The sequence below is a fragment of the Solitalea agri genome, from assembly GCF_023914155.1.
Taxonomy (GTDB): Bacteria; Bacteroidota; Bacteroidia; order Sphingobacteriales; family Sphingobacteriaceae; genus Solitalea; species Solitalea agri.
In genome coordinates this window covers 185,647-206,623 of record NZ_JAMWYS010000028.1, presented here as the reverse complement: position 1 = coordinate 206,623, position 20,977 = coordinate 185,647, and the positions used below count along the sequence as shown (strand labels likewise).

15 protein-coding genes are annotated in these 20,977 nt (G+C 39.5%); 7 read left to right on the top strand and 8 right to left on the bottom strand.

The genetic code is table 11. The features are described 5' to 3' along the window. Positions 1-178 precede the first annotated feature (178 nt). Genes NF867_RS08545 through NF867_RS08530 form a run of 4 tightly spaced genes read left to right on the top strand, consistent with a single transcriptional unit; the run spans position 179 to position 7,172 of the window. On the top strand, positions 179-3,211 hold the full coding sequence (locus NF867_RS08545; RefSeq protein ID WP_252587398.1) for a GH92 family glycosyl hydrolase: 3,033 nt from the start codon (positions 179-181) through the stop codon (positions 3,209-3,211). 14 nt (positions 3,212-3,225) lie between these two features. Further along, positions 3,226-3,984 carry a copper homeostasis protein CutC gene (locus tag NF867_RS08540; protein ID WP_252587397.1) on the top strand — a complete coding sequence of 253 codons (759 nt, stop codon included), beginning with the start codon at positions 3,226-3,228 and terminating at the stop codon, positions 3,982-3,984. Between the two features lie 35 nt (positions 3,985-4,019). After that, positions 4,020-6,665 (top strand): beta-mannosidase, encoded by a 2,646-nt coding sequence (locus NF867_RS08535; RefSeq protein WP_252587396.1) that lies wholly within the window; start codon positions 4,020-4,022, stop codon positions 6,663-6,665. Between the two features lie 9 nt (positions 6,666-6,674). Further along, positions 6,675-7,172 (top strand): hypothetical protein, encoded by a 498-nt coding sequence (locus NF867_RS08530; RefSeq protein WP_252587395.1) that lies wholly within the window; start codon positions 6,675-6,677, stop codon positions 7,170-7,172. 207 nt (positions 7,173-7,379) lie between these two features. On the opposite strand, the gene NF867_RS08525 is transcribed toward NF867_RS08530, so the two are convergent. Continuing rightward, complete coding sequence (locus NF867_RS08525) at positions 7,380-8,147, bottom strand: endonuclease/exonuclease/phosphatase family protein (protein WP_252587394.1); 768 nt, start codon at positions 8,145-8,147, stop codon at positions 7,380-7,382. Between the two features lie 290 nt (positions 8,148-8,437). On the opposite strand from NF867_RS08525, the gene secA reads away from it, so the two are divergent. From secA to NF867_RS08510, 3 genes are all read left to right on the top strand, one after another. After that, on the top strand, positions 8,438-11,740 hold the full coding sequence (gene secA / locus NF867_RS08520; RefSeq protein WP_252587393.1) for a preprotein translocase subunit SecA: 3,303 nt from the start codon (positions 8,438-8,440) through the stop codon (positions 11,738-11,740). A 139-nt stretch (positions 11,741-11,879) separates the two neighbouring features. Continuing rightward, on the top strand, positions 11,880-12,515 hold the full coding sequence (locus NF867_RS08515; RefSeq protein ID WP_252587392.1) for an SPOR domain-containing protein: 636 nt from the start codon (positions 11,880-11,882) through the stop codon (positions 12,513-12,515). A 90-nt stretch (positions 12,516-12,605) separates the two neighbouring features. Next, on the top strand, positions 12,606-13,790 hold the full coding sequence (locus tag NF867_RS08510) for a M20 metallopeptidase family protein (RefSeq protein ID WP_252587391.1): 1,185 nt from the start codon (positions 12,606-12,608) through the stop codon (positions 13,788-13,790). Between the two features lie 81 nt (positions 13,791-13,871). Here the strand turns inward: NF867_RS08510 and NF867_RS08505 are convergent, their stop codons facing one another. From NF867_RS08505 to NF867_RS08475, 7 genes are all read right to left on the bottom strand, one after another. Continuing rightward, positions 13,872-14,558 (bottom strand): hypothetical protein, encoded by a 687-nt coding sequence (locus NF867_RS08505; RefSeq protein ID WP_252587390.1) that lies wholly within the window; start codon positions 14,556-14,558, stop codon positions 13,872-13,874. An 85-nt stretch (positions 14,559-14,643) separates the two neighbouring features. Further along, entirely contained in the window at positions 14,644-15,333 is a 690-nt protein-coding gene (locus NF867_RS08500; RefSeq protein WP_252587389.1) for a type 1 glutamine amidotransferase domain-containing protein, read from the bottom strand. 91 nt (positions 15,334-15,424) lie between these two features. Then, a complete protein-coding gene (locus NF867_RS08495) occupies positions 15,425-16,468 on the bottom strand; it encodes an NAD(P)-dependent alcohol dehydrogenase (protein ID WP_252587388.1) in 1,044 nt (347 codons plus the stop codon). A gap of 244 nt (positions 16,469-16,712) precedes the next feature. Beyond that, entirely contained in the window at positions 16,713-18,044 is a 1,332-nt protein-coding gene (locus NF867_RS08490; RefSeq protein WP_252587387.1) for a DUF58 domain-containing protein, read from the bottom strand. After that, on the bottom strand, positions 18,044-19,042 hold the full coding sequence (locus NF867_RS08485) for an AAA family ATPase (RefSeq protein ID WP_252587386.1): 999 nt from the start codon (positions 19,040-19,042) through the stop codon (positions 18,044-18,046). Before NF867_RS08485 ends, NF867_RS08490 begins: the two co-directional genes overlap by 1 nt. A 39-nt stretch (positions 19,043-19,081) precedes the next feature. After that, positions 19,082-20,293, bottom strand: a complete 1,212-nt coding sequence (locus tag NF867_RS08480) for a DUF4350 domain-containing protein (protein WP_252587385.1) — start codon at positions 20,291-20,293, stop codon at positions 19,082-19,084. Next, the gene (locus NF867_RS08475; protein WP_252587384.1) at positions 20,290-20,964 is read right to left on the bottom strand and encodes a DUF4129 domain-containing protein; all 675 of its coding nucleotides are present in this window, start codon (positions 20,962-20,964) and stop codon (positions 20,290-20,292) included. The genes NF867_RS08480 and NF867_RS08475 overlap by 4 nt, the downstream gene beginning before the upstream one ends. Between the last annotated feature and the right edge of the window lie 13 nt (positions 20,965-20,977).

Below are 20,977 nucleotides of genomic sequence, written 5' to 3'. Positions count from 1 at the left end.
ATCTCCTACTAATTAATTTTTACTCAAATCAAGGATAGGTCGTCAATTAAAACAGTCTCATTTCAGCTTTAACGCAATTATTTCAATTTCGACGCGAAAAGACAACAGAATTCATCGTATTAGCTTTTGATTTTTAGCCTTAGAATCTCGATTTTCGAAAGTCCAAACCTATATACCCATGAATAGACGTTTTATCAAAATTAGTTTATCTATTTTGCTAAGTACGACCATCAATGTTTCTCAAGCACAAAAGCTAACATCATACGTCGATCCTTTTATTGGAACAGCGGGCCACGGCCATACTTTTCCAGGAGCTACTTTGCCATTCGGCATGGTACAATTAAGTCCTGATACAGGTACCGAAGGCTGGGATTGGTGTTCGGGCTATCACAGCTCAGACAGTTCAATAATCGGCTTCTCGCATACACACCTTAGCGGCACAGGCGGTGCTGATTACGGCGACATTTTATTAATGCCAACAATTGGTGCGTGGAAACTTAATCCAGGTAGTAAAAACAATCCATCAGAAGGTTACCGATCAAGGTTTAAACACGAAACCGAACTGGCTTCGCCAGGCTATTACAGTGTTTTTTTAGAAGATTACAAAATCAAGGCGGAACTTACCGCAACTACCCGTGTAGGGTTTCATCGTTATACATTCCCTAAATCGCCGGTAAGCAATATTGTTATCGACCTAAAACATGGTATTTCAGACGAGGTTCGCGAAAGTTTTATCCAAATAAATGGCAATGATGAAGTGGTTGGACTACGTCGTTCAAAAGGCTGGGCCGATGATCAATATGTATACTTCATTATAAAATTTTCAAAACCTTTTAAAAAATTCGCTGTTGCCGACGGTCAAGACCTGGTCGTTGATGGCCGAAAGATGGAAGGAAAAGAAGTAAAGGGAATTTTTCGTTTCACCACGAAAGAAGGGGAAGAGATCCTTACAAAAGTGGCCATTTCATCGGTAAGTATTGAAGGTGCCAGAAAAAACCTGGAAGCAGAATTGCCGGGCTGGGATTTTGAGCAAATCAAAACTGCTGCTGACAAAACCTGGGAAAAGCAGCTTCAAAAGATAAAAATCAACTCCCCGGTAGATTCTTTGGATTCTGCAAAAGTGGATCAGAAGAAAATATTTTATACCGCACTTTATCACTGCTTTATCCATCCCAATGTGTACAATGATGTGGATGGTCAATACAGAGGTATGGATAAGCAAATTCATAAAACCACAGGCAATCATTATACGGTTTTCTCTCTTTGGGATACCTTCAGAGCACTTCATCCACTATTTACTATTATCGACCCAGAGAAGAACAATGAAATCATTCAATCATTGTTAGATGATTACCTTCAAAGCGGACACTTACCAATTTGGGAATTAGCCTCCAACGAAACAGGAACCATGATTGGCTATCATTCTGTCCCGGTTATTTCGGACATGATATTAAAAGGCCTTGCAACTTTTGATACAGGTTTAGCATACGAGGCCATGAAGAAAAGTGCAATGGATGATGATCGGGGTTTGAAATATTACAAATTGAATGGATTTATTCCTCGAGAGCTTGAAAATAACGCCGTTTCGAAACAGCTCGAATACGCTTATGACGATTGGTGCATAGCACAGGTAGCTCAAAAACTTGGGAAACAAAATGACTATGAATACTTTTTAACAAGAGCGTTAACTTATAAAAATGTGTTTGACCCCGCGGTTGGCTTTATGCGAGGAAGAAACGTTTATGGCCAATGGAACCCTAATTTTAACCCTTCACAAGTTTCGATTTTAGGCAGTGGTGACTTTACAGAAGGTAATTCATGGCAGTACAGTTTTTTCGCACCGCAGGATATAAATGGAATGATAGAGCTGTATGGCGGAAATGAAAAATTTACAGCAAAACTGGATAGCCTTTATAATCAGAAACCATTAAACGACAATGAGCATGCTCTTGACGTAACCGGTTTGATTGGGCAATATGCTCAAGGAAATGAGCCAAGTCATCATGTGGCTTACCTGTATAGCTTTGCAGGCCAGCCTTGGAAAACGCAAAAACTGGTTAATAAAATTGCTACGGAACTTTATACTGCTAATCGCGATGGCCTTTGTGGTAATGAAGACTGTGGTCAAATGTCGGCTTGGTATGTTTTCTCAGCATTGGGCTTTTACCCGGTAAATCCAGCATCAGGTCAATATACAATTGGAACCCCGCTTTTTGAATCGGTAACCATTAACCCTGATACAGAAAAAGCCTTTACCATTAATGCTACCAATGGCTCCGAAGATCAGCATTATATTCAATCAGCCTCATTAAACAATAACCCTTACGCTAAAGGATTCATTTCTCATTCAGATATTATCAAAGGAGGCTTATTAGCATTTAACCTTTCTTCAACACCTAATAAAGAATGGGCTGTTGCCGCAGAAAATCGTCCTGTGCAAACAATAGTATTGCCCGCCGATGCTAAAAGCGAACGTTTATTATTCATGCCTTACGAAGCTTCTGGAAAAACGTTATTCTTCGGAAAAAAATCAGTGAAGTTGAAAACCGAAACTCCGGATGCAAAAATTTACTATACCCTTGATGGAACAACGCCCACTACTGCATCAAAACTTTATACTCGTCCAATCGACATTAATACAAGTGAAACAGTAAACGCGGTAGCAATTATTAATAAGGATATAAAGAGTGAAGTTTCAACCCTAAACTTTACGCGTGCAGTTATTAAAAATCCAAAAGCAAAGTTCCCAAAAATCACAACGGATGTCACCCCAAGCGAAACCTATCCAAACACCGTTGATGTATTATTGAATGCAACCTTCGGAACCTATAACTTCAGAGATGGCAATTGGTTTGCCTCTAACAATGACAGCTATACATTAACTATAGAACTGGAAAAACCTATGTGGATTAAAACCCTGAAAATGCGGTTTATGCAGAATACCGGATCCTGGATATTTCTACCTAAAACCATAAACTTTCAGGCATCAGTAGACGGAAAAACGTACCAAGATTTAGGAACTATGGAAAATGAAGTCCCGTTTGCGCAACAGGAAATTGACATAAAAGAGTTTTGGAAACAATGCTCAACTAAAGAAAAGATCAAATTTATTAAGGTTAAAATTGAAAATATTGGAAATTTACCAGGATGGCATCCCGGGGCCGGTAATCATCCGTGGATATTTTCAGATGAACTTGTTATAGAATATTAATTTTCAGGATATATATGAATGACATAAATAGTCCTACACTTGAAATATGTTGCTATTCGGCCGAATCAGTTGCCGAGGCGGCAAAAGGTGGGGCTCATCGCGTTGAACTTTGCGACAGTATGCAGGATGGCGGCACTACCCCTAGCATGGGAACCATTGCAATGGCCCGTAAAGTTCAAGGCATAAAACTATATGTAATTATTCGACCTCGGGGTGGTGATTTCTGCTATAACGCCACTGAGTTTGAGGTGATGAAATATGATATTACTGAAGCTAAGAAACTCGGTGCTGATGGTGTTGTGATCGGAATCTTAAATGCCGATGGATCAATTGATGAAAAGCGAACAAAGCAATTGGTTGAACTTGCCATGCCGATGGATGTAACCTTTCACCGCGCTTTCGACATGAGTAACGATCCATTTGAGGCGCTTGAAACAATTTACGCTTGTGGAATAAAAAGAATTTTAACCTCCGGAACCTTTAACACAGCCCCCGAAGGATTAGAAATTCTGAAATCATTGGTTGAAAAAGCCGGTAACAGAATCGCCATTATGGCTGGCAGCGGTGTGAATGCCACTAACATGGAACTTCTTTATAATGCAGGAATCAGGCATTTTCATTCTTCCGCCACTAAGTATGTCAACACCGAAATGGAGTATCGTAACCCTAACATTAAAATGGGCAAAGAAGGGCAATTATCAGAATTTGAGAAACCAATTGTTGATATAGAGAAAGTAAAAGCAATGAAAGAGCTACTGACTAGTCTTTCATAACAGTAAAAACGACAGGGCAAACAACCAAACCGACCATGAAGATCTTTAACAAAACATATCTGACTATTATCGCCATGTTAACCACGTCAACAGCTTGGGCACAATCGGTAAAAGTTATTGAATTAAACCAAGGCTGGAAATTTAAACAGCCAGATGCTGCTCAATGGCTACCTGCCACTGTTCCTGGAACAGTGCATACTGACCTTTTAGCCAACAAAGTAATCAATGACCCATTTTACAGAACCAATGAAAAAGACGTTCAATGGGTGGAAACTAAAGACTGGGTATACGAAACTGTTATAAATATTGACGAGGAACTTAATTCATACAGCAATATCGATTTACAGTTCGATGGATTAGATACCTATGCAGATGTGTTTGTAAATGATTCATTAGTACTCAAAACCAATAACATGTTTATTGGGTACCAGGCTCATGTTAAAAATTTCTTAAAATTAGGCGAGAATAAGCTAAAGGTTTATTTTCACTCTCCGGTTAATACCGCACTGCCACAGGCAAATGCCTCCTCAATAAAATATCCAGCCGATAATGATGCATCGCCAGTAAAAACGAGTGTTTTTAGTCGCAAAGCGCCCTATCACTTTGGCTGGGATTGGGGTCCACGTTTGGTTACTTCAGGCTTATGGAAACCGGTAAAACTGGTTGCCTGGAACAAGGTAAAAATCATCGATACCTTTGTTCAGCAATTGTATTTGGGCAACAAACAGGCCTCATTAGAAGCTACCCTTGAAGTAGAGTCAGCTATTGACAAAACAGTGCAACTCAAAGTTTCAAGTCCCGACAATGAGTTCGAAACGGTTTATATGAATCAATACCTTACTCCTGGGCGGCAAAATGTAAGTGTGACTTTCAAAATTGAAAACCCTAAACGTTGGTGGCCAAATGGATTGGGTGACCAAAAATTGTACAAGGTAGCCCTTGAAGTAATTACTGAGGACGGAGGGGACAAAAAAGAACAAAAAATTGGCTTGAGAACCCTGCAAGTCGTTAACGAACCTGATCCGATAGGTGAAAGCTTTTATGTAAAAGTTAATGGAGCCACGGTTTTCATGAAAGGTGCCAATTATATTCCTTCGGATAGCTTTCTACCGCGTGTAACCACCGACAAGCTCCAAAAAGTGTTTGCTGATGTAAAGCAGTCGAATATGAACATGCTTCGTATTTGGGGCGGAGGAGTTTATGAAAGTGATGAGTTTTATAATCTGGCAGATGAAAACGGCATCCTTATCTGGCAAGACTTTATGTTTGCCTGCACCATGTATCCCTCTGACTCGACGTTTTTAACCAATGTTAAAGCTGAAGCCGAATACAATGTGAAGCGCTTGCGTAAGCATCCAAGCTTGGCTCTTTGGTGCGGAAACAATGAAATTGGTGTTGCATGGAAAAACTGGGGTTGGCAAAGCACTTACAAATACACCCAAAAAGATCAGCAGGAGCTGGAAGAAGGCTACAAAAAGGTTTTCAATGAGATTTTACCGCAAACAGTTGAACACTATGATGCCAACCGATTTTATTTTCCATCTTCACCGATAAGTAACTGGGGAAAAGCGGATGACTTTAAAAAAGGCGACAATCACTTCTGGGGTGTTTGGCATGCCGAACTGCCTTTTGAAGATTATAATACCCACGTTCCTCGCTTTATGAGCGAATATGGCTTTCAATCATTCCCTGATATTATTACGGTAAAACGTTTTGCCAAACCCGAAGATTTCGATATTAATTCGGCAGTGATGAAAACGCATCAAAAGAGTTATAAAGGCAACGGTTTGATCAAGGTGTATATGGATCGCTACTATCGAACACCAAAAGACTTCGAATCGTTTTTATACGTAGGGCAGATTTTACAAGCAGAAGGCATTAAGCTGGCCATTGAAGCACACCGCCGAAATATGCCTTACTGCATGGGCACACTTTACTGGCAACTTAATGATTGCTGGCCGGTAGCTTCATGGAGTAGTATCGATTACTTTGGCAGATGGAAGGCTCTCCAGTATTTTGCTAAAGATGCATTTGCTCCAATTTTAGTTGAGCCTGAAATTGAAAAAGGCAACCTGAATGTTTACGCCGTCTCTGATTTAAGAGAAAACAAACAAGGCGAACTAAAACTTAAACTGATTGATTTTAAAGGAACCGTAGTTTGGAGCAAATCTGAACCGGTACAGATAGCGGCCAATTCCAGCAAGGTGATTTACACAGAGTCATTAAATGAGCATTTGAATAAGGTAAATAAAACTGAGCATTTGCTTTCGGTTGAATTAATGGTTGACGGAAAACTAGCCTCAAAGAATACCCTTTACCTTGATACGCTTAAATCCCTGAACCTTACTAAACCAAACATTAAGCACGAAATTACCAAAAGCGATAAAGGTTTCAGAGTAAGCCTTAGCACTGACGTGCTGGCAAAAAATGTTTACTTGTTGTTACCTAATGACCAGCATTCGGCATTTAGCCAAAACTATTTCGATCTATTACCTAGCGAAACGAAAGCCATCGACTTTACATCAGATTTGACACTTGAGCAGGTTAAAAGCAATTTGAAAATAATCACCCTGATCGATAGCTATAGTGTTGCTGATGCTGACAAACCCACTAATAAAACAGAAGAAAAAGAAAAGCCAGGTTTTTTAGAGCGAATGAAAAACAAGTTGAAGAAGAATTAGGATGATCTTATGAAAAATATATCATTGTTATTGCTGATGATACTTCTGAGTTGCACGAAAACGGATAAAGAAAATATATCATTCTTTTTTAACCCTGCAAGTTCTCTAAAAACAACTAAATGGCATATTGTTGTGTCTACAGATAACCAACTATTTATTGATACAACTTTGACAAAGGATACTAAAATAGATGAGAGTATTTTATTAAAGCGATTTAATGTTAGAAAGAAAACAGTACTATTAATTAGTATAAACGATAAAACCCAATTATTGAATTTTGACCCTGACAAGCAGATAGGAAACAGAATAAATATTTTTACCCGTTATAATGACAGAGTAAAAATTAGAGCATTGTTTGAAGAATTTACTAAGAAGTCAATTAAAGAAACAGGAGTTATTCCCGACTATTTAAAATTTACAGATAGCTTAACTGCCAATGGATCAAATTTTACGCAATTTGATTCTTTAATGGTGAATGTCAAACCGGATAATGCTGATAATTTTTGATGAGAAAGATTCGACCCAGCTCGCGCGCGTTTGCAACGCGTGCGAAAGACTGCCAAGCGTTTGCAACGCAGTTAGAAATGTGGTGCAAAAAAATCCGAATCGTTGCAGCATTATTAAAACCAATAAATAAAGCTAAAAAGAAAGCCAACCTGTTGAGGGTTGGCTTTTTCAATTAGGATATTTATGGACTTTAGGCTGAACAGCTCTTTAAAACACTTCCAGCTTGGCTTCAACCGGATAATGATCAGAATATTGATTGGTATAAACCTTATACTGTAACACATTCCAGGTATTTCGCTTCGAAAGCAAGATGTAATCAATTCTTTTCTGAACGCCGCTTGATTCGTAAGTGAACGCTGAACTTCCTGAATCCTGCCATTTTTTCTGAATCTGATCATACTCTAAATCCTCAGGAGTAACATTCAGGTTTCCCGCCATAATTACAGGATTTTCGATCTCAAGAATTTCGCGGTAAATCGCATTCAACTGATCTTTTCTAACAACAGGCGATTCCTCATTTAAGAATGCACAAATAAAGGTGAGGGGATGTTTATTGCCATCAATTACATTGACAAGAATGGCTGCCTGGGGAGCCGCTTTCTTACCTGCGGACAATTCTATTTTGCGGGTTGAGGTTATTGCCCATTTAGATAGCAGGGCGATTCCATTGGTTCCATTCTCTACTTTTTTAAGTGGTACATAAACACTATACATACCCGTAACCTGCTCAAGAACTTGAGGTTGATTTAAGTTTCCCGAACGAGTTACCATACTATCAACATCCTGCAGTGCGATAAAATCGGCCTGCATATCATATAAAAATGAGCCTATGCCTTCAATGTCAAACTTCTTTCCGGTAGGATGCTCACCGTGTCTCAAACTAAATGTAACTGCTTTTAACTTGGTAGATTGTGCGTGGGCCAGGTTCAACAACAACAGAAAAGCCATAGCTGTGCTTACAAAAACTTTCTTCATAAATTTTTGAATTTAAATAGGGTTAATAAGAAACTATTAATCCTCAGTAAAGGCTTCTGATGTGTTGGTCATTGCAAACGTAACCAAAATAGTATACAATCCAAACAATTAGTAAAAAACCCTTTACAAAATGACAAATTTGTAATTAATACTTAAGTGTAAAACTTTACATCCTTTTGGAATGCTATACTTAAAAAACATTAACTTTACCGCCTTGCGTCGTGTCAATTTGTCGCTAATGCCCAATTGGCTCGATACTTGAGTTTTTATTGCAGTAAAATTTTAGAAGAATGTTAGGTTTTTTAACAAAACTATTCGGCAGCAAGTCGGAAAGAGATATCAAGGCCTTGCTCCCTATAGTTGAGCAAATTAAGGCTGAATACTCCAAATTACAGAGCCTTAGTCATGATGAACTTCGTGCTAAGACGATTGAGTTTAAGAAAAGAATAGCTGATTTCCTTAGTGAGATTGATTCAGAAATTGAAAACCTTCAGAAAAAAGCTGAAGACCATGACATGAACATTACTGAAAAAGTAACTATCTATGATCAGGTTGACAAGCTTAAGAAAGAAAGAGATCAACAACTTGAAAAAGTATTGTTGGAAATTTTACCTGAAGCATTTGCCGTTGTTAAAGAAACCGCACGTCGTTTTACTGAGAACACTGAAATTGAAGTAACCGCTACGCAAGCTGACCGTGAGTTGGCCGCACGTAAAAGCAACGTTATCATCAATGGCGACAAAGCTATTCACAAAAACACCTGGATTGCCGCCGGAAACGAAGTTACCTGGAACATGGTTCATTATGATGTTCAGCTGTTAGGTGGAACCGTTTTGCATCAAGGTAAAATTTCGGAAATGGCTACTGGTGAAGGTAAAACCCTTGTTGCCACCTTACCTGCTTATTTAAATGCAATCTCTGGCCAAGGTGTACACATTGTAACCGTGAATGATTACCTGGCTCGTCGTGATAGTGAGTGGATGGGTCCTTTATATGAGTTCCATGGATTAACAGTTGATTGTATTGATAAACATCAACCTAACTCCGAAGAACGTCGCCGCGCTTACTTAGCGGATATCACATTCGGAACTAACAATGAGTTTGGTTTCGATTATTTACGTGATAACATGGCCCGCAACCCTGAGGAGCTGGTGCAACGTAAACTGCATTTTGCCATGGTGGATGAGGTTGACTCGGTATTAATTGATGATGCCCGTACTCCTCTAATTATCTCAGGTCCAATTCCTCGTGGCGATCAGCATGAGTTTTATGATTTGAAACCACGTATTGAGCGCCTTGTAAATGCACAAAAAAATGCAGTAAACGGATTCTTAACTGAAGCTAAAAAATCACTTGCTGAAAATAAATCAGACGAAGGAGGCTTAGCCCTATTACGTGCTTTCCGTGGTTTACCTAAAAACAAAGCTTTAATTAAGTTTTTAAGTGAGCAGGGAATCCGCCAAATCTTACAGAAAACGGAGAATTACTATCTGCAAGACCAACAAAAAGAAATGCCTAAAGCCGATGCCGAATTATTCTTCGTTATCGACGAAAAGCACAACTCTATAGAACTTACCGAAAAAGGTATTGAAATGATCACCGCCAATGGTGAAGATCAGCATTTCTTTATCATGCCAGATGTAGGAAATGAGATTGCCGAAATTGAAAAATCTAACTTAAGCGACGAAGAAAAAGTAGCTAAGAAAGACGAGTTAATGCGCGATTTCGCTATTAAATCAGAGCGTATCCATTCGGTTAACCAGTTATTAAAAGCTTATACTTTGTTCGAGAAAGATGTTGAATACATTATTGACGAAGGAAAAGTAAAAATTGTAGATGAGCAAACCGGCCGTATCATGGAAGGTCGTCGTTACTCTGATGGTTTGCACCAGGCAATTGAAGCAAAAGAAAATGTAAAGGTTGAAGATGCAACTCAAACCTTTGCAACTATTACTCTTCAAAACTATTTCCGTATGTACCACAAACTTTGTGGTATGACCGGTACTGCAACAACAGAAGCAGGTGAGTTTTGGCAAATCTATAAACTCGATGTAGTGGAAGTGCCAACAAACAGAGGCATTTCGCGTAAAGACCAGGAAGACTTGGTTTATAAAACTGCCCGTGAGAAATATAATGCAGTAGTAGATGAGATCGTAAAATTAACACAGGCTGGTCGTCCGGTATTGGTGGGTACCACTTCGGTTGAGATCTCTGAGTTATTAAGCCGTATGCTTAAACTTCGCGGCATTAAGCACAACGTGTTGAACGCCAAGCTACACCAACGCGAGGCAGAAATTGTTGCCGAAGCAGGACAAGCAGGAACAGTTACCATTGCTACCAATATGGCAGGTCGTGGTACCGACATTAAGTTAGGCCCTGGTGTGAAAGAAGCCGGAGGTTTGGCAATTATTGGTACCGAGCGTCACGAGTCGCGTCGTGTTGACCGTCAGTTACGTGGTCGTGCAGGTCGTCAGGGAGATCCTGGATCATCACAGTTCTTCGTTTCATTGCAAGATGAGTTAATGCGCTTATTCGGTTCTGAACGTATTGCCTCATTAATGGATAAAATGGGCTTAGAAGAAGGTGAAGTTATTCAACATTCGATGATCACCAAGTCTATTGAGCGTGCTCAAAAGAAAGTTGAAGAAAACCACTTCGGAACCCGTAAACGTTTGCTGGAATATGATGATGTGATGAACTCACAGCGTACTGTAATTTACAGCAAGCGTCATAATGCATTGTTTGGTGAGCGTTTAGAAGTAGATATCGACAATATGGTATTTGATACCATCGAAGAGTTGGTTCAACAGTATCGTGAAGAGAAAAACTTTGAAGGCTTTAAACTTGATATCTTGCGTTACTTTGCATACCATACCGAGATGACTGATAAAGACTTTTTAGAAGACAACTCTGCAAATGTAGTATCGTCAGTTTATCAGCAAATTTCTGACTTCTATCGCCGTAAATCTGATACCATTGCTAAAAATGCTTATCCGGTTATTAAAGATGTTTATGAAACCCGTGGCGAGGTAATCGAAAATATTGTAGTTCCATTTAGCGATGGCGTTCGTGGCCTTCAGATTTCGGTAAATTTGAAAAAAGCATACGAAACCAATGGCGAAGAGATTGTGCGTGCTTTTGAGCGTTCAATGTTGTTATACACCATTGACGATGCATGGAGAGAGCATTTACGTGAAATGGATGAATTGAAGCAATCTGTACAAAATGCGGTTTACGAACAAAAGGATCCGTTATTGGTGTATAAATTCGAATCATTCAACTTATTCAAGCAACGTTTATCAAGCATCAATAAAGAATCTTTAGACTTCTTATTCAAAGGAAATATTCCAATGAATGAGACAGAAGAAGTTCGCGAGGCTGCTCCAATTGAGCGCACGGATTTAAGCAATTTAAAAGTTAGCCATCCTGAATTTAGCGATAACGGAGGACATGGTATTCCTCCTGAATTAGCTGGAGAGGTAGCTATTAAACAACAACCGGTTCGTGTGGAACAAAAAATTGGCCGTAACGACCCTTGTCCTTGCGGAAGCGGTAAAAAATACAAAAACTGCCACGGAGCTGGTCAAATTTAGTCCCGACAGTTTTAATTAATCTTACGAAGTACGATTTCTGGTTTACCACTGTAAATTCAGAAATCGTACTTTATTTTTTAGTAGTGTGTTAGTCTAAAGTTTAACTTTGCTAAATTGAACTTTTAATATCCGGAACGAGATGATTAAGGGAAAGAACATCATTATTCTGCTTGCTTTAATTTTAGTATTACCAGCTATGGTTTGTGCTCAGCAAAAACCTGCCAAGCCGGCAGCAAAGCCTTCCACCACCAAAAAACCAGCAGAGGCTCCTGCTAAACAAAGCACGCCTGCAACAAGCAAACCAACCATAATTCCTGAAACCAAACCACAAAAATCACCTGTTGAAACTCCTAAAAAAGTTGAAATAGATGACAATTCGGGGTTTGAGAATATTACACCGTTAAAAGATTCAATTCTGTTGGCCAATGTGGAGGTAACCGCTCAGCCTGGCATAAATGAATTATTGGCCAAACGTATCGAAATAAACCGAAAACCTCCTGCATTTGGATACAGGCTGCAGATCTATTCAGGTCCTAATCGTAATGAGGCCTATAGCTTGCAGATAAAATTCGCACTCAAATATCCTGAATTAGGAAGCTATTTAAGCTATCAAATGCCCAACTACAAATTACGTGTAGGTGATTTTGCCAACCGTACCGACGCTGAAAAGCTTAAAAAAATGCTTGAAAAAGATTTTGACGTGGCCTTTATCGTATCTGATAAACTAAACTCGCAAAAGATCTATCAAGAGGGTGAAACCGAAATACCTCAGTAAAACACTCACATGGTTTCATAATTAATGATTTATAGGAACATCGCTTCTTTAACCCCCATTAACTATTAGCCACTAACCATTAACAAATCCATGCTTAAGGAAAAGATACAAGCACTGGCAAAGAATATTCATAACGAAACGATTGCCAACCGTCGACATATACACGCCAATCCAGAACTTTCTTTCAAAGAATATAAAACATCAGAGTTCATTGCTTCAAAATTAACTGAATGGGGAATTCCATTTGAGCATAAAGCCGAAACTGGAATTGTAGGTCTTATTAAAGGTAATAAAGCTTCTGAAAAGGTTTTAGCCTTAAGAGCTGACATGGATGCCCTTCCTATTTTGGAAGCTAATGAGGTTGAATATAAATCAAAGAATGAAGGTGTAATGCATGCTTGCGGGCATGATGTGCATAGTGCCTCTTTACTTGGTACTGCCAAAATATTATCGAGCTTAAAAGATGAATTCGCTGGTTCGGTAAAACTGATCTTTCAGCCAGGAGAAGAATTATTACCAGGAGGAGCCAGCATAATGATAAAAGAAGGTGTACTGGAAAATCCAAAACCTTCAGGAATTGTTGGTCAGCATGTAATGCCTTTAATTGACGCCGGAAAAGTTGGATTTCGTGCGGGGCAATACATGGCTTCAACCGATGAGCTTTACATCACTGTAAAAGGTAAAGGTGGTCACGGAGCTCAACCACACATGAATATCGATCCGGTACTAATTTCAGCACATATTATTGTGGCATTACAGCAAGTGGTTAGCCGCATTGCGGATCCTCGTTTACCTTCGGTGTTATCCATCGGTAAAGTAATAGCCAATGGAGCTACCAATGTTATACCGAATGAGGTAAAAATGGAAGGCACTTTCCGCACACTTGATGAAGAATGGCGAAAAGAGGCTCATGTTCGCATGAAGAAAATTGCTGAAGGCATTGCAGAAAGCATGGGGGGAAGTTGTGAATTCATCATTGCAAATGGATACCCGTTCTTAGTGAATGAAGAGAAGATTACCGCAGCGGCCAGAGCTTCTGCCGAAGAATACTTGGGAAAAGAAAATGTGCTTGACCTGGATATTTGGATGGCAGCAGAAGACTTCGCCTATTATTCACAAGTAACAGACGCCTGTTTTTATCGTCTAGGAACTCGTAATGAAGAAAGAGGAATTACCTCATCAGTACACACTCCAACCTTTGATATCGACGAAAAAGCGCTTGAAATAAGCACGGGTCTTATGGCTTATATTGCATTAAAAGAATTAGGCAACTAAACTTAGCCTACCAATAGAATAACAAAAGCGGCTTTCAATACATGAACGCCGCTTTTGCTATTTTATATCTATTGATCAATCTTAATTCTTATTCAAAGGCGCACCTACAGCGATATCGCATCGGTGACCCGGTTGACCATGGGGAGGGTTCATACCCTCTGGTGTAACCACAGGTGAAACTGTTGCAGCTGCAGGTTGACTCTGACTTGTAGTTGTAACTGGCACAGTAGCACTGTTTTGTGTTGCTGCTATAGTTTTTGGTTTTGAATTTAATGGTGCTCCTACGGCGATATCGCATCTATGCCCTGGCTGCCCATGTGGTGGATTCATTCCTGGTTTTGTTATGGTAACAGGCTGAGAAATTGTCTGTGCTGTTGCCGGCAAAGAAACCTGAGCTGTTGACGGGTTTGCTTTTACTGTATTTAACGCACTAACAGGTTGTACCGGACTATTTAAGGGAGCCCCAACTGCAATGTCACACCTATGTCCAAGTTGACCATGCGGCGGATTTACTCCACCTACAGCATTCATACTTGTCGATTGTCCAAAGTTTTGAGTAGATGGAGATCCAATAGGTACTGAACTTACAGGAATAGTATTAGCTGAAATTTTTGCGGCATTTTGCGAAGCCCTTAAGCTATTGGCGATCATTGCACTTTTAGCCTGTTCGGCTGGTGTGGTGCCCATCGTTGTTGTTTTCTCCTGATTGCAGGCAGTAAAAAACAAGGATGATAAAACAGCAATTTTAACAATGTAAACTAGTTTCATAACAGTTCGACTTAATAGTAGAGACCATAAAACTAGAATTTCTTTTTAAAATCAGTCAAAACTGTTAAACTTTTTACCTGAAAACTTAGTCTTTAAAGCTTTTCAGCATTGCAGAAGCCACCAAATCAGAAGAGGCTGGATTTTGACCTGTAAAGATCAAACCGTCCTGTTGTGCGAACGGTGCAAAGTCGTCACCTTTTCTGTAATCAGCCCCAAGATCGAGCAACTCCGTTTCAAGTAAAAAAGGAACAACATTCGTTAATCCTACTAGTTCCTCCTCACTATTGGTAAAACTGGTAAGCTTTTTCCCTTTAATCATAGGGTCGCCATTGGGTTTACGTAGCGAAACCAGTCCTGCCACACCATGACATACCGAACCTATTGGTTTATTTTGCTTATAAAAGTTTTCAAGCAATTCCTTGAGCTCGGTATTATCTGCCAGGTCCCACATGGGGCCATGTCCACCTGGAAGAAAAGCCAGATCAAAATCATCGGCTTTAACGTCCTTTATTTTTAATGACGCTGAAAGTTGTTGAATTCCTTCGTGGTCCTTTTTAAAACGTTCAGCGCTTGGTGTTACCGAATCTGGCTCCTCACTCTTGGGGTCAAGTGGCACCTGCCCACCTTTAGGCGATGCAATAGTTATTGCTGCCCCGGCATCTTTGAAAACATAATAAGGTGTGGCTAATTCTTCGAGCCAAACACCGGTTTTATGGTTGGTTGCTCCCAACTGATCATGAGAGGTTGTAATAAAGAGGACATTTAGATTTTTCATACTTAATTGATTAAGCGTGAAACTTAATAGAGAACAAGAAAGCGACTCTCCTGGTTTTTAGACAGCCGCTTTAAAAGGATTGTTTGGCGAACTACAGCGTTGCCATATCTATTACAAATCGATAATGAACATCGCCTTTAATCATACGTTCATAAGCTTCATTGATCTCGTTAATCGAAATCATCTCCACATCCGACATGATATTGTGTTCGGCGCAATAGTCGAGCATTTCCTGGGTTTCTTTAATCCCGCCAATCAAGGAGCCCGCCAAGCGGCGACGTTTAGCAATAAGATTAAATGCATGAACCATTGGAGCTTCGGGAGGAACGCCTAATAGAACCATTGTTCCATTTAAACGCAATAGGTTCAAATAAACATTTAAATCATGCTGTGCAGAAACCGTATTAATAATAAAGTCGAAATAGTTGGTAACACTTTTTAATTGTTCTTCATCTTTGGTGACCACAAATTTATGAGCACCCAATTCTTTAGCATCCTTTTCTTTTGATGCCGAAGTACTCAATACCGTAACTTCAGCACCCATTGAAACCGCAAGTTTAACGGCCATATGTCCCAAACCGCCTAAACCCAGAACAGCAACAGTATGACCTTTGCCAATTTTCCATTCCTTTAGCGGAGAATAAGTAGTGATACCGGCGCACAGCAATGGTGCAACTCTTTTCAGATCGAGTTTATCAGAGATCTTTAAAACGAAACTTTCATCCGTTACTATAGAATTTGAATAACCACCGTACGTCGGTGTCTTCATATCCATCTCCAAGCTATTATAAGTACCTACCCAGTGCACCTCACAATATTGTTCATACCCTTGAACACAGCTAGTGCAAGTTCGGCACGAATCAACCAAACAACCAACGCCGGCCAAATCACCTGGCTTAAATTTGGTAACCTTTTCTCCCACTTTGGTAACCTTACCGACAATTTCATGCCCTGGCACCATCGGAAAAATTGACCCGCCCCATTCATCCCTAACCTGATGAATATCGGAGTGACAAACACCACAATATTGAATTTCGATCTGAACGTCAAAGGGACCTACTTCCCGACGTTCGAAGTTAAATGGCGCCAATGGCGCTTTTGCCTGAGGGGCAGCATAACCTTTTACCTGGATCATTGTAAATTCTGAATTAAACAATACGTTAAATGATAACACTAATGCCTGAGAGCCTCAGGTAAACGAAATAGAAATGAATTTTAAAACAAAGAGAAAACGCATGATTTTATAGCAAGGCGCTATAAAACCAGATAATGCGCTTTATAAAAATAAGAAAGGATTAACGGAAAGCAAAATAAGTTGGGAGCAAAAGCTTATTCATTCAGCCACTCCCAACTTATTCTCTTATTGGGTTCATACATGGCTAAATCAATCCTCTCGACTTAAACTCTAAATATCTGTTCAAAGTATTAACGGTAAGTTTTGCCGGTGGAGTTAAAAGCGTGTGAATACCATGCTGATTTAATTCTTTCACAATCAATTTTTTATCGTAAACAAACTTTTCGGCGATGGTTTTTAGGTAAACCTCTTCAGTATTTGCCGGACGCATTGTCAACAGTTCTTCCATCTCTGTATTCTCAAAAAACACCGTAAGCACCAAGTGATGTTTAGCCAATTGTTGCAAAAAGGGTAGTTGCCTGCGCATTGCGGCCAGACTTTCGAAATTGGTAAACAAGACCAATAAGCTTCGTTGGTTAATATTTAGCCTGATATTGGCAAAGAGCTTTTCATAATCCGATTCTTTAAACTGCGTACGCTGGTTATACAGCAACTCTAAAATATGCTGCAAATGAACCGGCTTTTTATCGGCTTTTAGTATGCTACTGATCTTATTGGAAAAAGTAATAACTCCAGCTTTGTCTCCCTTAATCATAGCCGAGTTGGCGAGTACCAATGAAGCGTTAATTGAATAATCAAGCAGACTCATTCCTTCAAAAGGCATCTGCATTACTCGACCTTTGTCAATAATGCAATACACCTGCTGTGACTTTTCATCCTGATAGTTGTTAACCATCAATGATCCTTTACGGGCTGTAGCCTTCCAGTTGATCGTTCTTGTATCATCTCCCGGAACATATGTCTTAATCTGCTCAAATTCCGAACTATGCCCAATCCTTCTGATGCGTTTAATACCCAGCTCCGGTAATCGGTTGGAGATAGCCATCAATTCATATTTACGCATCTGAATAAACGACGGATAAACAGGAACCGTTTTCCCTTGTTCAAAATGGTAACGACGACGAGCTAAGCCAATTACCGTTGAAACAAATACATTTATAGCCCCAAACTCATACTCCCCGCGTTTTACCGGTCGCAACCAATAACGAATTGCTTTTCCTTCGCCGCTTTTCAATGATTCGAGAAACAAAACATCACGTTTTTGAAACTGATGCGGAATTTCATCTATGATCTTTACATTGGCTCCAAACGGAAAATGATTTTCGAGATAAATGTAAATTTCATTTTCACTGCCATTTGATAGTTTTTCAGCCATTTCTCGACGCGCAAAAAAACCATGGCGTTGTCCAAAGAGTAAAATATAATCAACGATAGTGAGCACCATAAAAGCGGCAAAAGCAGCCTTTACAAATCCGTATAAAATGGGGATAAAGAATGCCACAACAAACAATACTCCACTGCTAATCAATAGGGTGAAGAACCGGTTGCTTAGGTATAAGTCTTTAATGAATCGCACTATCTTGGAACTTCAATTTTTTGAATAATAAGCTTGATGATATCGTCGGCCGAAGCACCTTCCATTTCCTTTTCAGGGGTAAGTATGATACGATGACGCAGTACAGGGAACACCAGTTCCTGAATGTCTTCAGGTGTAACAAAATCTCTCCCCCTGATAGCAGCTAAAGCTTTTGAGGCATTTAACAAAGCCACCGATGCACGCGTTGAAGCTCCCAAATAAAGGAATTTATTGTCGCGGGTACTGTTTACAATCTGTGCTATATACTCTATTAACTTCTGCTCAATATGTACTTGTCGTATTTTATCACGAAGCGAGGAAATAGTTTCCGAGTCTAAAACTGCTTTAACTTCATCCAACTTAGTTGTAAAACCTGAATGATGACCATTTAAGATCTGAATTTCGTCTTGCAATGAAGGATATTTCACCTCTATTTTAAACAAAAAGCGATCTAACTGGGCTTCAGGCAAGCGGTAAGTACCTTCCTGATCAATTGGATTTTGAGTGGCCATCACCAAAAAAGGAAAGGCCATTGGATAGGTTATCCCATCATTGGTCACCTGGCGTTCTTCCATTACCTCAAACAATGCTGATTGTGTTTTCGCCGGTGAGCGGTTGATCTCATCAATCAGGATAATATTCGAAAATATTGGCCCTTGCTTAAATTCAAAATTTGAGGTGGCTGGCATATAAATCGAAGTCCCCAATACATCCGAAGGCATTAAATCGGGGGTAAACTGAATACGACTAAAGTTGGAACGGATTGTTTTGGCCATTAGCTTGGCGGTTAATGTTTTCGCCACACCAGGCACACCTTCAATAAGTACGTGTCCGTCGGCAAAAATGGCTGTGATCAATAATTCGATAAAGCTATGTTGCCCGACAATAACTTTGGCTAGCTCCTTTTTAATTTGATCTATGCTTTTATTCAATTGTTCAAAATCAATACGCGATTGAAACACCTGCGATTCTTGTGTTCCTTCCGATAATGTTTCCATATTATTTTCCAAGGTTATCTACTATTAAAATTCTTAAAACTAATTATTGTTATTTACGCCTACTGATGGATGTTTAGCTTCGGCAATAAACTGATAAAACTCTTCTATCAGGTTATTCAGTTGAATAAGATCACTTTCTGCAAGCTCATAATTATCAGGAAGTAGTCGAACCCATCTAACTGTCTCAATAAGCTGCTGCATTTTTTCTTTGTCCCAACCGGTCTTTCTGGTGAAGTGTTCTATAAAATCACCGTCGAGTTCGTTGGTTCGTTCAAAGAAATGGGTTCTGATAAACTCCAGTAAGAAATTAACTTTCTTCTTTGCAGCATCCGTATGATCGGCTTTGTTAAAATACAATGCACCAATTACCTTGGTAAATTCAAGTGTATTATTGGGCAAAGGTTCAATAACAGGGATGATCCGTTGACGGCGTTTGGCTTCAAATATTATGAAAATGAGAATACCCAAAATCATAATATAATAAGCCCATTTAAGCGATGCGTGCTCAAAGAGCACTCTGAAAACATCATCCTCGCCAACGCGACCTTGTTTTAAATATTCATCCCATATAACAGGTTGAACCGGCAAATACGATAAACACTTAAATGCATAATCGCTGGTTGCCTTATCGAGCACGAAGTAGTTAGAAAATGCAGTTGAATTGGTGTTTAAATAGAAATTACCTTTACCATGTTTCACCTTAATAAAGTCAGGTTTATCTTTATTCTTTCTACCTAAGACCACTGTTCGCTTGTTATCCAGCGAGTCAAAAAAACTATTGTCCCGAGGTTGCTTGAATGTATATTTTGGTTCTGTTTGGCTCCAAACCAATTGGGTAGTAAATTCCTTTTCATTTATTTCACGCGCGGTTTCAACACCAAGCTTATCGGCTAGTTTACCATCGATAGAAGATGCAGCAATAAAAACGGAATTGCCTCGCGCAACGTAATCAAGTATTTTGCTTACATCATTGGTGTCGATGGAAAAAGCAGGGGCAACAAAAATGTAGTTACCTGCTGTGTCACTCGTTTCGGTTAGTTGATTAAAGACCGGTAAGCGGGTCGATTTTATTTTTTGTTTCGGAAAAATATCTTTTAACAATTCATAAGTGGCAAAAGTGCCAAACGGAATCTTGTCTTTGTTCGATAAGGTTATCGTCCAGTTAATGGGCTTGGGACGGTAATATTCAATTAATCCATAGGCTAGCACCATAACTGTAAGTATGGTGATGTATTTTCTATTCCCCTTCATTTGCCTCCAATCTGTTTGTGAAATGCAGCAAAAGCCCCGCGAATAGTGGCAAACTCTTGCTCTGCAACCTTAAACTCACCATACCAAACGTATTCAAAACAAAGCGTTATCTGTTGAAAATCGGCCTTTAAATCTTTTGCACTAAGCTCATTAATGTAATTGCGATTTGTTTTCTCAGGTTTCCAGGAAATCAATTCACGTTCATCTAATTCCCTTAACACCTTCAGGTAGTATAAACGAACTGCAAGGCGAAAGTTCTTTTGTTCAAGTGCTTCGGTAATCAGTTGCTCGAAATCCATTTTGCGAACATCTTCATTTATGGTTTCGTAGGGCAAATCAATTCCAGCATTCTTACGCTGAAAAATATCAGTTATTTTCACTCCGATCAGCTTAAAAATCACCCATATGGCAACACCAACAATAATGGCTATAAATACAAACTGCCAAAAATTATCGTAACCTAAACCTCCAAAAAGCTTACCCAGCCACTTCGATACCCAGTACCAAAACTTGCCCCACCAATCAACCGGAGGGACGGTATTGTGTTTGTATTGGAAATCAGGATCACTTGCAAACTTTTCTACGTTAGCCTTTGAAGGCAAGCGTTTCACCAGTTTACTTGTATCATTTGCACAAGTTGCAGACAAGGCAAATAGCTTACTTGTCTGCAATAGTATATTTAAT